12 protein-coding genes are annotated in these 15,239 nt (G+C 65.1%); 3 read left to right on the top strand and 9 right to left on the bottom strand.

Going from position 1 to position 15,239, the window contains the following annotated elements:
* Positions 1–53: 53 nt before the first annotated feature.
* Entirely contained in the window at positions 54–584 is a 531-nt protein-coding gene (locus FHS50_RS00190; RefSeq protein ID WP_183932349.1) for a DUF1003 domain-containing protein, read from the top strand.
* A 22-nt stretch (positions 585–606) separates the two neighbouring features.
* On the opposite strand, the gene FHS50_RS00185 is transcribed toward FHS50_RS00190, so the two are convergent.
* From FHS50_RS00185 to FHS50_RS00170, 4 genes are all read right to left on the bottom strand, one after another.
* Positions 607–822 carry a hypothetical protein gene (locus FHS50_RS00185; protein ID WP_183932348.1) on the bottom strand — a complete coding sequence of 72 codons (216 nt, stop codon included), beginning with the start codon at positions 820–822 and terminating at the stop codon, positions 607–609.
* 61 nt (positions 823–883) lie between these two features.
* Positions 884–2,725 (bottom strand): DUF885 domain-containing protein, encoded by a 1,842-nt coding sequence (locus tag FHS50_RS00180; protein ID WP_183932347.1) that lies wholly within the window; start codon positions 2,723–2,725, stop codon positions 884–886.
* Positions 2,726–2,894: 169 nt separating this feature from the next.
* Entirely contained in the window at positions 2,895–3,875 is a 981-nt protein-coding gene (locus tag FHS50_RS00175) for an RcnB family protein (protein WP_246332889.1), read from the bottom strand.
* A gap of 75 nt (positions 3,876–3,950) precedes the next feature.
* The gene (locus tag FHS50_RS00170; protein WP_183932346.1) at positions 3,951–4,451 is read right to left on the bottom strand and encodes a (2Fe-2S)-binding protein; all 501 of its coding nucleotides are present in this window, start codon (positions 4,449–4,451) and stop codon (positions 3,951–3,953) included.
* Positions 4,452–4,506: 55 nt separating this feature from the next.
* On the opposite strand from FHS50_RS00170, the gene FHS50_RS00165 reads away from it, so the two are divergent.
* Both FHS50_RS00165 and FHS50_RS00160 read left to right on the top strand, forming a co-directional pair.
* Entirely contained in the window at positions 4,507–5,301 is a 795-nt protein-coding gene (locus FHS50_RS00165; protein WP_183932345.1) for an alpha/beta fold hydrolase, read from the top strand.
* A gap of 70 nt (positions 5,302–5,371) precedes the next feature.
* Positions 5,372–6,334 carry a transglutaminase-like cysteine peptidase gene (locus tag FHS50_RS00160; RefSeq protein WP_183932344.1) on the top strand — a complete coding sequence of 321 codons (963 nt, stop codon included), beginning with the start codon at positions 5,372–5,374 and terminating at the stop codon, positions 6,332–6,334.
* Here the strand turns inward: FHS50_RS00160 and FHS50_RS00155 are convergent, their stop codons facing one another.
* The 5 genes from FHS50_RS00155 to FHS50_RS00135 all read right to left on the bottom strand — a co-directional run.
* Positions 6,335–7,621, bottom strand: coding sequence for an HlyD family type I secretion periplasmic adaptor subunit (locus FHS50_RS00155; RefSeq protein WP_246332888.1), 1,287 nt, complete (start codon positions 7,619–7,621; stop codon positions 6,335–6,337).
* Positions 7,618–8,634, bottom strand: a complete 1,017-nt coding sequence (locus tag FHS50_RS00150; RefSeq protein ID WP_183932343.1) for a cell wall hydrolase — start codon at positions 8,632–8,634, stop codon at positions 7,618–7,620. Before FHS50_RS00150 ends, FHS50_RS00155 begins: the two co-directional genes overlap by 4 nt.
* Positions 8,631–10,787: a type I secretion system permease/ATPase gene (locus FHS50_RS00145; RefSeq protein WP_265568830.1), complete on the bottom strand. Its 2,157-nt coding sequence runs from the start codon at positions 10,785–10,787 to the stop codon at positions 8,631–8,633. The genes FHS50_RS00150 and FHS50_RS00145 overlap by 4 nt, the downstream gene beginning before the upstream one ends.
* A gap of 18 nt (positions 10,788–10,805) precedes the next feature.
* Positions 10,806–12,227: a TolC family protein gene (locus FHS50_RS00140; protein WP_183932342.1), complete on the bottom strand. Its 1,422-nt coding sequence runs from the start codon at positions 12,225–12,227 to the stop codon at positions 10,806–10,808.
* 57 nt (positions 12,228–12,284) lie between these two features.
* A partial coding sequence (locus tag FHS50_RS00135) for a hypothetical protein (RefSeq protein ID WP_221184809.1) occupies positions 12,285–15,239 on the bottom strand: 2,955 nt, incomplete at its 5' end.

The raw sequence follows: 15,239 nt of genomic DNA, 5'->3' as shown, positions 1-15,239 counted from the left end.
ACGGCGGCGGATCCCGTGCTAGGCTGAGCGCCTTGCGTATCAAGGGGGATGCCATGCCGAAGACCACGCGCCGTTCCGTCGACCAGCTTGCCCTCGACCTGCTGGGCAAGAGTATCGACCAGGTCAATCGCGCCGAAGCGCGCGTTCTCGACCTCGTCCATTTCCGCCGCCTGACCAGCCGCGATGCCAATGCGCTCGCTGCCGAGGAAGCCTCCTTCGGGGACCGGCTGGCCGACAAGGTCGCCTCGATCGGGGGAAGCTGGGGCTTCATCATCTTCTTCGCGGTCGTGCTGGCGAGCTGGATGCTCCTCAATTCCGGGGTGCCCGCGGTGCTCGACGTGCGCTTCGACCCCTATCCCTTCATTTTCCTCAACCTTGTCCTGTCGACGCTGGCGGCGGTGCAGGCGCCGATCATCATGATGAGCCAGAACCGATCGTCCGAGAAGGACCGGATCGCGGCAAAGCTCGATTATGAGGTCAATCTTCGCAACGAGCTGGAGATCATGCGGCTTCACGAGAAGCTCGATGCGCTGACGGCGGCGCTGGACGCGAAGTCCGACGCCGCCGCCAAGGATCAGAATTAGCCGCTCGGGCTAACAACAAAGGCTAATTCTGAACCGGATCGGTGGGCTGTTTGCCGCCCTGATTCTCGCCGCCGGGGCCGGCGTTGGGGGGCTGCTGGCCCTTTTCCTTCATCCCGATCGGATTGGCTTCGTCGCCTTTCTGGCTGTCGGGCTTGTTGGTCTGGTCCTCGGGGCCGGTCGAGGCGATCGAGGGGCCGCCATTCTTGCCTTGGGCGGGGTTGCTGTTGACGTCAGCCATGGGCGCTCTCCTTTGAATTGGGGTTCAAGGAAAGAGCGTGCGGGGGCGGCGAAACGTTCCGCTATACGCCGCCCGCAGCAATCCAGTCGTCGATCTTGCGCTCGAGAACGGGGAGCGGGAGGGCGCCCGTCATCAGCACCTGGTCGTGGAAGGCGCGGATGTCGAAATCCTCGCCCAGCGCGGCCTTGGCCTTGTCGCGCAGCGCCTGGATCTTGAGCGCGCCGACCTTGTAGGCGAGCGCCTGGCCCGGGATGGCGATGTAGCGCTCGACTTCGGCGGTGGCATCGGTGCGGCCCATCGAACTGTTGTCCATCATGTAGCGGATCGCTTGGTCGCGGCTCCATCCCTTGGCGTGGATGCCGGTGTCGACCACCAGCCGCATCGCGCGGAGCATCTCGTCGTCGAGCGTGCCCTGGCGCTGGTAGGGGTCGTCGAACAGGCCCATGTCGTAGCCGAGCGTCTCGGCATAGAGCGCCCAGCCTTCGACATAGGCGGTGTTGCCGCCGAAGCGCATGAAGGCGGGGAGATCTTCATTCTCGGCGGCGAGGCTGATCTGGAAGTGGTGGCCGGGGGCGCCTTCGTGGAGATAGAGGGTGGTCATGCCGGGCGTGGTGCGGCTCGGCAGGTCGTAGGCGTTGAAGTAGAAGATGCCGGGGCGCGAGCCGTCGGGGGTGCCCTGCTGGTAGGAACCGCCGGCGGAGAATTTCTCGCGGAAGGGCTCGTAGGGGCGGATCTCGAGCGGGGTTTCGGGGAGCGTGCCGAAATAGTCGCCGATATGGGCGTCGACCTTCTTGCCGATGTCATAATAGCGCTGGGTGAGCCATTCGCGGCTTTGGGGCTTGAAGCGCTGGTCGGTGCGCAGATGGTCGAAGAATTGCTCGAGTGTGCCGGTGAAGCCGACCTGGGCTTTTACCTTTTCCATGTCGGCGCGGATACGGGCGACTTCGGAGAGGCCGAGGTCGTGGAGACTGTCGGCCGAGAGGGGGAGCGTGGTGCTGGTCTCGATCAGGCGATCGTAGAGGCGGGCGCCGCCTTTCATCTGTGACAGGCCGACGCTGTCGCGGGCGCGGGGGTGATATTCGTCGCGCAGGAAATTGCGCATGCGGGTGAAGGCGGGGTAGAGCGAGCCTGTGATCACCTCTTCATATTTGGCGCGGAGGCGTTCCTTTTGCGCGGGGGTGAAGCTGTCGGGCATCTTTTCCACCGGGCCGTAGAAAGGGCTTTTGGTGGGAGGAATTGCCAGCTGGGTGTCGAACTGTTCGATGACATTGCTGATGGTGAGGCGGGTTTCGAGGACGCCGCTGTCGAGCCCTTCGCGGAAGCGGGCGATGGCGCGGTCCATGAGCGCCGCGAACTGGCGGTGGCGCTTCAGATTGTTTTCATAGTCGGCGAGCGTCTTGAAGGGTGCCGCGCCCTGCCCCGAGGCGAAGGTGGGATAGAAGGTGTGGAAGCCCGAGAAATGGTTGATCGGGCGGACATTGGTGAGCGCTAGCATTTCCGCGCTGCTGTCGATCAATGCCTGGCGCTGGTTATGTTCGAACACGTCATAGGCGATGCGGTCGGTCGCCGAGAGACTGGCGCGCGGGATCGCCTGGAGCTGGCGAAGATTGCGTTCGGCGCTGGCACGGGCCTCGCGGTCGAAGGCGTCGGTGAAATAGTCGCCGACCAGGTCGGCATAGCGGGTGTCGCCGCGCAGGAGAGCGAACAGCGGGTTACGGCGCAATTCGTCTTCGTCGGCGGCCTCGAACAGCGCGAAGAGCGCGTCATGCGCCTCGGCTTGGGTCATCGCCGGAGCCGCAGCACGGGGCGAGGCGGCAGCGGGCGGCGCGCGATCGGCGGGGGTGCAGGCCGAGAGAATGGCAAGGAGGCTGGCGCCGGCGATCAGGCGAATTGGCTGGTTCATCGAGGAAGTTTCCCGTGCAGCAGAATGTCAAGTTAACGCCCGCTTTAGGATGCGTCTGCGCTGCGAAACAGCGACAATCGCCCGGCTACGGAAATTTTCTGCGAACGGCCCGCATGAAAAAGGGGCGCGGCACCGCTGCCACGCCCCTCAATCGTTCGATGCTCCGGACCTACCAGAAGAAGTCGTAGATCACGTCGACGACCGTCCCGGTGTAGATGTTCACCAACAGGGCATCGTCATAATAGCGAACCCAGCGATAGGGGCCGTAGGCCGGCGGCAGGCGATAATGCCAGGGATCGTTGATCCAGTAGCGCTGGCCATAATAGCTCGGCCACATGCGATAGCCGACGTCGAAGCGACGGTAGCTGTAGCCGAAGGGATCATAATAGATGCCGATCCGGAAGGCCGAGCGGTTGCGGTCGCGATAGCGGCGCCAGTCGTAGCGCCGGTCGTTGCGCCAATGACGCTGCCAGTGGCGATAGTGGCCGTCGCGATAGTCGCGTCCGTCCCGATAGCCGTGACGATAGCTGTGGCGCTGCATGTCGCGGTGCGCCCGTTCATGGTCGCGCCGTGCCTCACGATGGCGGGCGTCATGCTGCTCGTTGCGGATCCGCTCGTAGATTGCGCCGCCCCGGTCGCCGCGTTCGCGGCGGATCCGCTCGTCGCGATGTTCGCGGCGATGCTCGGTGCGGGCGTCGCGATGGTTGCGGCGATGTTCGATCCCGTCCTCGCGATGTTCGCGCCGATGTTCGATGCGCTGTTCGCGCCGGTCGCGGCGACGGTCGGCGCGATCCTCGTGGCGGTCACGGCGGCGATCGGCCCGATCCTCGCTGCGGTCGCGGCGCTGTTCGATGCGGTTGCGAACGATCGATGCCCGTTCGGCGCGCTGGGCACGCTCGGCCCGTTCGGCACGCTGCTGGCGCCGTTCGGAGCGGGCCTCGCTGCGCTGTTCGTGGCGGACTTCCTTGGCGCGCCGTTCGAGCGCACGTTCGGCTCGCTGGGCGCGCTTGTTGCGGGCATCGCGACGATTGTCGTCGCGGTCGGGGTCGGCACGTTCGCCGACGGTCATTTCCATTCCGGCAAGGTCGCCGGCTGCGGCGGCGGGCGCGGCTAATGCCATGGCCAGCGCCAGGGTGATCGCGCTTCTCATCCGCACGTCTCCTCGTTTAAACTACGCACTCGTTTCGGCGATTAGTGGCACAGGCAAGATGAGCCGAAGCTGAACCTATTCTGACACTTCGGGCGGAGCGGGAGCGGGCGTAGGCGCATCTTCGCTGGCCTGCACAAGGCGGGCCGCGCGCATCCCGGCGCGGACGAAGCCCGCCCGTCCGCCGCAGGGGCAAAGGTTGGGAAGCGCCTGGAAATCGGCGGGCTCGGGACGGCCGTTGGTGGCGAGCAGCGCCGCGATCGCCATGATGAAACCCGGTTCGCACGATCCGCACAGGCTGACATCCTCCTCGACCCAGGCGCGCTGTACCGGGTGGCGCCCGCCCGCCGAAAGCCCTTCGATCGTGGTGACCGAAGCGCCTTCGAGTTCGCGCAGCCGCAGCCGGCAGCTGCGCACTGCCTGGCCATCGACAATCACCGTGCAGGCATGGCAGCCGCCATGATCGCAGCCATATTTGGTTCCCGTGAGATTGGCGGCATCGCGCAGCGCGAAGAGAAGCGGCGTTTCGGGGTCGAGATGGAAACGGACCGGATCGCCGTTCAGGAGGATGCTGCTCATGCGCGGCACGCTAGTCGGCGAGGGGGGACTTGCAAAGCCGCCACGGCGCGGCATCATGCCCGCCATGAGTGCCATCGAGACAAGCGCCGGAACCATCGGCCTGTTGCATCACGCGCCCGAAACCCCGCGCGGGCTGCCGATCCTGTTCCTGCACGGCGTGGGCTCCGACAAGAGCGTCTGGGCGCCCCAGCTCGACCATTTCGGCCAATATCGACGCGCGCTGGCCGCCGACTATCCCGGCTATGGCGACAGCGCGCCTGCCGACCATGCCACACGCGACGATTATGCCCGCGCGATGATCGCCCTGCTCGATACGTGCGAAATCGGAAAGGCGCATGTCTGCGGCCTGTCGCTGGGCGGGGTGGTGGCGATCGCGATGGCGGCGCTGGCGCCCGAGCGGATTGCCAGCCTCGTCCTTGCCGACAGTTTCGCGCTGCATCCCGACGGGCAAGGCATCCATGACCGTTCGGTCGAGGCGAGCGCCCGCATGGGGATGCGTGCGCTGGCCGAAGCACGGGTGGACATGCTGCTCGGCGCATCGCCGCCCGCCGGATTGCGCGAGGAAGTGATCGCCACGATGGCGCGCATCCCGCAGCATAGTTACGAGCAGGGCGCGCGCGCCGTCTGGCTGGCCGACCAGCGCGAGCGGGCCAGGCATATCGACCTGCCCACGCTGGTGCTGTGCGGCGACGAGGACCAGGTCACGCCGCCTGCCCTGTCCGAAGAGTTGGCGAAATTGGTGAAGGGCGCGCAAACCCGGCTTGTCAAAGGCGCGGGCCACCTGGCCAATGCCGAGCGTCCGGACGCGTTCAACCAGATGGTGGAGGAGCATCTTCGCGCCGTCGAATAGGCGATGGTTACGACGGCTTTAACCCTGACTTTGAACCCTATTTTCGTCCTGTCCTGCCAGATGAAGGGGCATGTTCAGGACGCCCCCTGCCCTTCGCATGCGCACCGCGCTTTGTGCCGCGCTTTGTGCCGCGCTTCTTGCCTCGCCCTTCCTGGCGGCGAGTGCCGAAGCGAGCGAAGCGCTCCAGCCCCATGCACCCGCTCCTCGGCTGGCTGCCTATGAGGCCGGCATGGGCAGCGCCAAGGCCAGCGCCATTCTCGGTGGGCAGCAAAGCAGCCTTTCGGCAATCCTGTCGACGCAAGGGGCAGCCGCCGCACCGGTCGTTCCTGCGGCACTCGACCCGCGCTCGCCGCTCGCCCCGCGACCCGCCTTCGCCCATGCCAGCCGCCCCGACATTTTCGGCACCGTCGCCCTGAGCGTCGGCCGAACGCCCTTCGACCGGCGCTGGAACCATGTCGCGTCGGCATCGCCCGGTGCGAGTGCCGAGCGATTTGCGCGCGACCTCGCCTATGCGAGCGAGCGCGAGGCGATCGATCGCATCAACCGCTATGTCAACGCGCGGGTCGCCTATGTCGAGGACCGCGACCGCTTCGGGGTTGCCGACCGCTGGGTCCGCGCCGCCGATACGCTGGCCGCGGGGCAAGGCGATTGCGAGGATTATGCGATTGCCAAGATGGCGATGCTGCGCGCCGCCGGTTTCGACGCCGACGATCTCTATCTCGTCATCGCCAAGGACCTGGTGCGCCGCAACGACCATGCGGTGCTGGTCGTGCGCAGCGAGGGCCGTTTCCTCATGCTCGACAATTATCATGACCAGCTGGTCGATGCGTCCGCGATGCGCGACCTGCGACCCGTCCTTACTTATTCGGCGGGGCAAAGCTGGACCCATGGCTATGAGCGTGCCGCGCCTTATCCAGAAGTTCGCATGGCCGCCGCGCCGCAGACCGGCAACGAACTCGCCATCGCGCCGCAGCCGGTGAGCCTGTCGAGCGCGGCACTGCCCATTCCGGCAGCGAGCCTCCTCTTGCGCTGATCAGCGTTCGGTGAGCGCCTCGCCGGTCGCCTTGCGGATCGGTTTCATCAGATAGGCAAGCACGCTCTTGCGCCCGGTGATGATCTGGGTGTCGGTCATCATGCCCGGAGTGATCGGCAGCTTGCGCCCCCCCGCTTCGAGATAGGCGCGGTCGGTCTCGACGATGACGTTGAAATAGGCCTCGCGTTCGACCTCGTCATAGAGGCTGTCGGCGCTGACCTGCACCACCTGCCCTTCGAGCCCGCCATAGGTCGAGAAATCATAGGCGGTGACGGTGACCAGCGCCTTGTCGCCCACCGCGACGAAAGCGATGTCGGCGGGCTTCACCCGTGTCTCGACGAGCAGCTTGTCGCCGACGGGGACGACCTCCATCACCTTTTCGCCCGCCTGGACGAAGCCCCCGATGGTCGTGACCTGCACATCGTTGACGATGCCGTCGACGGGCGAGCGCAGTTCGGTGCGCGAGACGCGACCCTCGGCGCCGCGCAACGACTGCTGGTTGACCGCGATGCGCTCGGCCACGCGGCTGCGCTCGTCGAGTGCTTCCTGGCGGAAGGTGGCGCGCGCCTCGGCGGCCTGCGCGGCAGCTTCGTTGACGGCCGCAAGCGCGCGGCCCCGCTGCTCGCGCGCGGCGGCGATGCGGCCCTGGAGATCGATCACTTCGCGGCGGGCATCATCAAGTTCGGTCTGGGGCACGATGTTGCGGCCTGCCAAGGGTTCGAGCCGCGAGACATTCTGCTGCGCGAGGCGGAGCGAGCTTGAAAGGCTGTCGATGGTAGCATTGGCCTCGGCGGCATCGCGGCGCGACTGTTCGGCCTGCGCGTTCAAGGCGGCGACCCGGCTGCTGAGTGCCGAGCGGCGGGCCGCGCTCACGGCCTGTTCGTCGCTGCAGCCCGCGCCCTGGCATTCGAGCGCGCTGCCGGTGCCCTCGGCGCGGAGCCGCGCCTCGCGGGCCTGGAGCGCGGAGGTCTCGGCCTCAATCTGTCCGAGTTCGGAAGCCGACTGGGTATCGTCGAGCCGGGCGAGCACCTCGCCTGCCTTCACGGCCTCGCCCGAGCGCTTGAGGATCTCGGTCACCACCGCGGGTTCGGAGGCCTGGATGAGCTGGATGCGGCCCGAGGGGATGACCTGCCCCTGCCCGCGCGTCACTTCGTCCACCTGTGCGATGAGCGCCCAGACGATGAAGGCCGCGAAAGTGGCGGCGATGATGAGGATGGTGCGCTGGGCGCTGCCCATCGGCTGGCGGCGCTGGTCGGCGCGGTCCTTGATGAAGGAAAAAGCGTTCATCGGGCACCCTGGCTGATGGTTGCGGCGGGGCGATCCGCCGGAGATTGGGAAGGCGCGGCCTGGAGGCGGGCGATGGCCTGCGCGGCGTGGCCACTGTCCTCGGGAGCGGGAATGTCGAGCGTCCAGCCCTTCGAGGTGTCGAGAAGGCCGCCGACGTCATTGTCGGCACGGGCGATGCGCGGGCCTTCGGGGACGGGTGCGGGCGAGGCTTCGTTTTCCTCGGGGCGGGTCATTCGCTTGCCGAGATAGTGGACGGGGCGGAGCGCGTCGGCGCCGAGCGGCTCGCCATGATAGCCCTGCACGAAAGCCGGACGGCGGCCCCAATTGCCGGGCCAGCGATAGAAGATGTGTGTGCCGATCTTCTCGACCTTGGCGAGCATCGGTGCCCAGCGCGGCGCGACATAGTCGGCGTGATAATGGGTCGCGGTGCCAACCGAGGGCTCGACCCGGCCATCGAGGGCTTCGCGGGCGATGCGGCGTGCTTCGGCCCAGGCGGCGGCGGCGGGGCGGCGGTCGAGCGAGCCGTCGCAGGTGAAGCTGAACTGGCAGACGGGCTTTTTCGCGCCTTCATAGACCACGCCGCAGACCGATGCGGCGAAGGCGGGGTGGCGGACGCGGTTGAGCACTACCTGCGCGACCGCGCGGCGGCCTACGACGGGTTCGAAGCCCGCTTCATAATAGATGGCCTGGGTGAGGCAGAGATGGGCGCGGGCATCATCGAGGCCGCCGCGCGGAGCGAAGGGTCGAGCGGTGTCGAGGCCGCCGCGCGAGAAGGGCATGGCGGCGTTGATCATCTCGGCGCTTTGCCCGACCGCGCGATAGTCGGCGAGCGCATTGCCTTCGGTGGCCGAGACGAGCGCCTGTGCCTCGGCAGGGGCGAGGAGCGCGGTGGCCGAATTGGGCGCGGCGGCTTCGTCGGGCTGGCCGGTGGAGATGGCGATGAGCAGCGCGGCGGCGCAGAGGGCGGCGACCTCCACGCGCGCGGGGCGCAGCGAGGCGAGGCGGCGGATCATTGGTCGGAGGCCTTTTTGGAGGCATTGCCCATGCGCGCGAGGATCTCGTCGCGCGGGCCGTCGGCGATGATCCGGCCCTTTTCGATCACCAGCAGCCGGTCGACCAGCCGCAGCATGTTGTGGCGGTGAGTGGCGACCATAAGGGTCTGCTTCGGCGCCAGCGCATCCTTCAGCCGGTCGATGAAATAGAGCTCGGTCTGGGTGTCCATGTTGCCCGTGGGTTCATCGAGGAAGAGAAGCTTCGATGGACGGACGAGAGCGCGGGCGAGGACGAGAAGCGTGCGTTGCCCGCCCGACAGCTTTCCGCCGCGTTCGCCGACATTCATGTCGAACCCCGAAGCGCCCTTGGAAAGGAAGATGTCGGCGCCCGACCTGCGGACCGCGTCGATGAGTTCCTCGTCACTAGCGCGGGCGGCGCCGAGCATCAGGTTATCGCGTACTGTCCCTGAGAAGAGATCGGCGTCCTGGCCGACGAAACGGAAGGCCTCGCGCAGTTGGTGGGGATGATATTGGCGGCTGTCGAGGCCGTCCACGCTCATCACTCCTTCGCTGGGCGCGTAAAGACCGCAGACGAGGCGACCGAGCGTCGATTTGCCCGATGCGACGCGGCCGATGATGCCGATCTTCTCGCCCGGTTCGATCGAAAAATTCAATGCCGCGAGGCTGTCGGTCGGCGCCTCGGGATAGCGGAAGGCGACATCTTCCATGCGGATCCGGCCTTCGCGGATCTCGGGGACGATCGAGCGCGAGACCATCGTGCGTTCGTCGGGCGCTTCCATCATCTGCTGGATCGAAGCGAGAGTCGCCATCGCTTGTTTGCCCCGCGTCATCAAGAAAGCGAACTGGCCGACCGGCGACATGGCGCGGCCCGCGATCATCACGATGGCGATGATGCCGCCCATGGTGATGTCGCCCGAGTTGAAGAGATAGAAGCCGCCGATGATCAGCCCCACGCTCATCGCCTGCTGGGCGATCGAAGCGAGATTGACCGCGATCGCGGTGAGACGGCGCATCTTTTCCTGGGTCGCCGCCGACATGGCCGCGAAACGGCGCCAACGGCCGAGCATCTGGCCTTCGGCGCGCGCCGATTTCAGGGTTTCGACGCCCGAGATGCTTTCGACCAGGACGCTATGCTGGAGCGAACTGTCGGCCTGCGCGTCGAGCGCGATCCGGCCCATCGCCTTCTGGACGCCATAGCCGACGATCAGCATCAGCGTGATGCCCACGAGCGGAACCACGACCAGCCATCCCGCGAGCAAGGCGATGAAGCCGATGAAAATTGCCATGAAGGCAATGTCGACGAGCAGCACGACGCTGGTCGAAGCGAAGAAGTCGCGCACCTGTTCATATTCGGAAACGCGCCGCGCGAAGGCGCCGGTCGAGCCCTGCCGTTCGGCCATCGGCAGGTTCATCACCTTCTCGAAGATCTTCTGCGAATAGCGCGCATCGAGGCGGCGACCGATTTCATCGACCAGCTGGCTGCGCGCGAGCCGGAGCACATAATCGAAGCCGAGCGCGAGAATGACACCGAGCGCGAGCACCCAGAGCGAGGAGACCGCATTGTTGGGGATCACCCGGTCATAGACATTCATGGTGAAGAGCGGCACCGCAAGCGCGAGCAGGTTGATCACCAGCGCCGCGATAATCACCGGCGTGAAGTCGCGCCGCGCCTTCCATACCTCGGACCAGAACCAGTGCTGCCGTTTCGCCTTGTCCCAGGGGCGTTCGCCTTCGCGTTCGCGGGTGGGATCGGGTTCGACGATCACCGCCTGTCCCGCATAAGCCGCCTCGATGCGATCGAGATCGACCCACATCTCCTCCTCGATGCCCGGCGCCTCGATACGTGCCTGGCCGTCGCGCAGTTCGAGAAGCAGGATGGCGTTGCCGCCTTCCATGTCGAGGATCGCCGGAAGCTGGCTTTCCTTCCAGCCCCGCAGCCGGCGCGAAACAGGGAAGCCGCGCATCCCGACCTGGTCGAGCGCCGGTTCGACCTGATGGAAGGGGAGATAACCCTTTTCGTTAACCGCCAGCCCGGCACGCAAAAGGACCGGCGACGAAGGCCGGTCCTGCATGCGGGCCACCCGGCCCAGACAATCGAGGACGGGATCGATCCCTTTCGCTGAAGCGCTATCCAGCCAATTCTCGACGATCAATTCCCGTCCCCATCTTCATCAATCGTCCGAAGCCGGCGGGCCGACGACCAGCGGCTTCACGATCGTGTTTTCGTCATAGTCCCCGGGATAGACCGGCAGGACCGAATATTCGTCGCGCTCCCCGCTCCAGGCCTCGCTGGCCATGTCGAGACCCATCGCCTCGAGGAGGTTGTTGGTCGCGGCGAGCACGCGATACTGGGCATAAAGCTGCGCCAGGGTCGCGACCTGGAGCTGCGCCTGTACGTTGGCGCGCGTATTCTGCGCGTCGAGCACGTCGAGCAGCGAGCGGCGACCCACGTTGAACTGTTCCCGGTAGGACAGGAGCAGATCGTCCGACACGCGGTTCTGCTGCGTCAGCGCATCGACGAGGCGGCCCTGGTTCTGGAGCCGGCTCCACGCCTGGCGCACGGTCTCGACGGCCTTGCGCTGCTGTTCGAACAGGAGCGCATGCTGCTGGTTTGCGCGGGCCTGTTGTTCACGCACATTGGCCGAGTTGGCCATTCCATCGAACAGCGTCCAGCGCATCACGCCGCGCGCCATCAGATCGGTGGTGTCGCCTTCGAACCCGTCGATATCGGTGCCGACGCGGGCGCGGCCTTCGAGCGAGAAACGCGGCCCCATTTCGGCCTTGGCCTTCATGATGAGTTCGCGCGCGGCGGCGAGATCGGCGGCGCTTTCCTGCACCAGCGGATTGTGGTTGCGCGCCATCTGTTCGGCGACATAGAGCGATTCGGGCATCGCACCCGACAGGTCGGGCGGCATGGTGACATCGCCGATCGGCATACCGGTGAGCCGTTCGAATTCGATCGCGGCATAATCCAGCTCTTCCTGCGCCTCGACCACGCGCGCTTGCGCGGCGGCAAGCCGTTCCTCGGCCTGCTGCTGGTCGGCGATCGAGATCGAGCCCTGCTGCACGCCCTGGCGAAGATCGCCGGCAAGCCGCTGGTGGAAGGCGGCATTGTCCATTTCGATCGCCACGAGGCGCTGCTGAAGCAGATAGTCGATATAGGCGCGGCTGGTGTTGAGCGCGATGAATTCGCTGCGTTCCTCGATCCGCGCGGCGGCGGCATCGGTGCGCGCGGCCTGGTAGCGGATTTCATGTTCGCGCGCGCCATTGTCCATCAGGAGCTGCTCGACCATCGCCTGCGCCTCGAGAGGGTAGAGCGTGTCGCTGGCGATGTTGAGCGCCCGGCGGCTGGGGTTCTTCAGTTCGCGCACCCCGCCCGACAGTTCGACCGACAGCCGCGGATAATAGAGCCCCTCGGCCTGGCGCCGTTCCCAGCGGGTCGCCGCCTTGTTCTGCACCGCCTGGTGGATTTCGGGATTGGTCTGCAAGGCCTGCTGGATCGCGGTCTTGAGATCCACCGCCTCAGCCGGCGATGCGGCCAGGCCGGCCATCAGCACCGCTCCGGGAACGATCATCGTCCAGTGCTTTTTCATGTCATGCCCCTCTTCTGGTTACCTGAACCGAGGACCCCGAAGGGCCTCATCCTTCGATCATCCGTTCGCTGCCGGGGTGATCGCATCGTGATGAAGCACCATCGCTTCCATCACCATGATGTCGGGCGCGCTTTGCGTAAAGCCGCCAAACAGGCCGCTGTCCCACAGCGGAACATCGGGAATCATCGCCATTTCGCTGACGACGCTGCCGCCGCCGCCGAGCATCGCGAGGACGCCGTCGATGGGATTGGCATCGCCGCCCGCCAGCGCTTCGGCGATGGTCTTGTCCACCGCTTCGGCGGGCATTTCGGCGAGCGCGGCCGATTCCTTGGCCATGATCGCCAGCGCCTGTGCGCCCGGCATCACCACGTCGCTCGCCATCATTGCCATCGGCGCAGGCGCATCGCCCAGGCCGCCCGCAGGCAATGCGTCGATCGCGGGCGCGGCCATCACCGGTGCCACGTCGCTGCCCTGTAGATCGCCATGGTCGATCGCTTCGCGGCCCACGATCGCGGGGCTGGCCGACGGAGCGGCCATCACGCCGCCGCCGAGAGAGGGCATGTCGAGCATGAAGCCATGCCCGTCCGCGCCGATCGTCGTGGCAAAATCGGACTGCGGCATCGCGAAGCTGATTGTGCCCTGTTCAAAGTCGGCAAGCCCGGTCTTCATCACCGTGTGGACGTTGGCATATTCGGTGCCGTAGGCGACGGCGATCGCCGCGCCCAGCATCAGCGAATGGCTAAAGCTCTGCTGCTGGAAGTGAGTATTGTCATTACCGGCAATGAGCATGCTGCTCTGCGGCTCGCCAATCGCTTCCTTCGCTGAACTGGCCAGCGACAACGTGTTGCTGGCCGAATCCGAGAAGGTCACCGTGAACTGGTTTGCGGTGACCGTATCCCCGTCGGCATCGTGCAACACTGCGTCGAAAGTCAGCACCGCCTCCTGCGGGGTCGACTGCGTTGAGATGAAGCCGATGTCCGAAATCTTGAACCCGGTATCGTCGGTGTCGGATTGGATCGTCGAAGTGTCGAGCGTACCCGGCGTTACGGTATCGCTACCGCCATCCTGTATGAGATTGCCGTTACCGTCATACAGATTCACCGCACCGTTCAAGTTGACTGTCGGACCGGTAAGACTGCCGTTTTCGGCGGCAACCTGCGCCCCAATGATAACCCAATCGCCGCTCGCGATCTGTGCATCGGTCAGATAGTCGTTCGGCTCGATCACAATCAGCGCATCGTTGTTGTCAAGCGTGACCGAACTGAACTGGCCGAGATTATCCCCCTGCTTGAGCATGTCACTATTCTGGACCGAGATCGCGATAGTGGTTTCCGTCATGGTGCTCGTATTGAGCAACTTGAGGATCACGATCGCGTCTTCATTATTGCCAATACCGTCCAATTTGAAGAAGATGGTCGATACACCCACAATTTCGGCAGGATTACCGCCATTGCCAGGCTCGAAACCGAACGGATTCGAGCTGTAGAAGGTCATATCGAGTACTTCGCCCTTGCCGACCGTATCTCCCGCGACGCCATTTGCATCGTTCGATACGGAAACCCAGCTATCGTTCTGGGTCATAACTTCGCCCGGATCGAACACATTATTTCCACCGGTGAAATTCAGGCTGTTGTTGCCCGGAGCCTTCGACGAGTCGAACTGCACGTAGAAACCATCATCGGCACCCGGTGCCGATTCGGCGCGCACGGTCGTCACGGCTATCGTGGGCTGGGTGTTGTCGGTTGTCGACGTATTCAGCTGGTAACCCGTGAATGCCGAGCCCTGCGAGGTTGTCTCGATCGAGAAACTCTCGATCGGATCGACCGACACGGTGTAGGTTCCGTTTACCTTGTCGAATACTATCGAGCCGTTGGCCGTCGCGTCTCCCGGCGTAATCGGGCCGTCGTCATAGGTGAAACTAAAGCTGAAGGTCGCCGAATTGGCATCCTCGCTCTGCAACACGGGCTGCGAAACAGACAAAGCGTTCGCGCCGCCGACCGTGACGCCTAACGTAAGGGAAACGAAATCACTGCTAGATGTGTAATCGTTGATGTCGGCACCAATCGAATAGGCAAAATCTCCGGTCGCATCTAGCTGCGTGTCTCCAGCTTCCAGTTCCAACGTGTCTTCAGCATCGGTTACATTGGTGATAACCGGCTCGTCATCGGAGACGAACAGGCTGACCGTACCACTGGCGCTGTCGCCGTCATGGTCGGACGCGATGACATCCACGTCACCCAGGTCGAACGTGTCGTCCTGCGTGAACAGCGGGTGGTCGTTATACTCATCGTTGAGCGTCGCCGTGACGGTCACGTCGCCCGAAGCACCCGCGGCAATCGAGGCCGGTGCCGACAGGGTCAGCGTGACCACCAGGCGGCCACCATCGCTACCCGTGATCGTCGTGTCGTTGACGCGCACCCAGGTCAGGCTGCTGTCCAGACCCGACAGGTCCATCGAGAAGGCGAAGCTGGTCAGCGCATCGGAGCCAGCGGTGAAGCTGAGCATGCCGTCATCGACCTCGGCGGCCGACCCCGGATTGTTGCCGTCATCGTCGAGCGCTTCGTCATCGACCGTCAGCGACAGCGTGTCCCCGCCCGTCGGCCCAGCGCCATCGGTAATGGCAACCGTATGCGGATCGCTGGCGACGTCATTATCTTCGTCCGTCGCGGTGACGGCGAAGCTGATTGACTGCGCAAGGTCGTTGTCGAGGTTGTCATTGGCGACAAACTCCCACGTCCCGTCACTCTTAACGGTCAGCGTACCCTTGCCGGTGTCAATGGCTGCATCGATGGCGTAAGTGGCGCCACCAAATTCCACCACCACCGAACCCGGCTGATCAGCGCCCATGCTAACGCTCCAGGTGCCCGATGCCGTCTGGCCTTCGACCACCGTTACATCACCGGCGACCTCAGACGTCGGCTCGTCATCGGAGACGAACAGGCTGACCGTACCACTGGCGCTGTCGCCGTCATGGTCGGACGCGATGACATCCACGTCACCCAGGTCGAACGT

The organism is Sphingomicrobium lutaoense, from assembly GCF_014195685.1.
Taxonomy (GTDB): domain Bacteria; phylum Pseudomonadota; class Alphaproteobacteria; order Sphingomonadales; family Sphingomonadaceae; genus Sphingomicrobium; species Sphingomicrobium lutaoense.
This window is presented reverse-complemented; position numbering and strand designations above follow the sequence as displayed.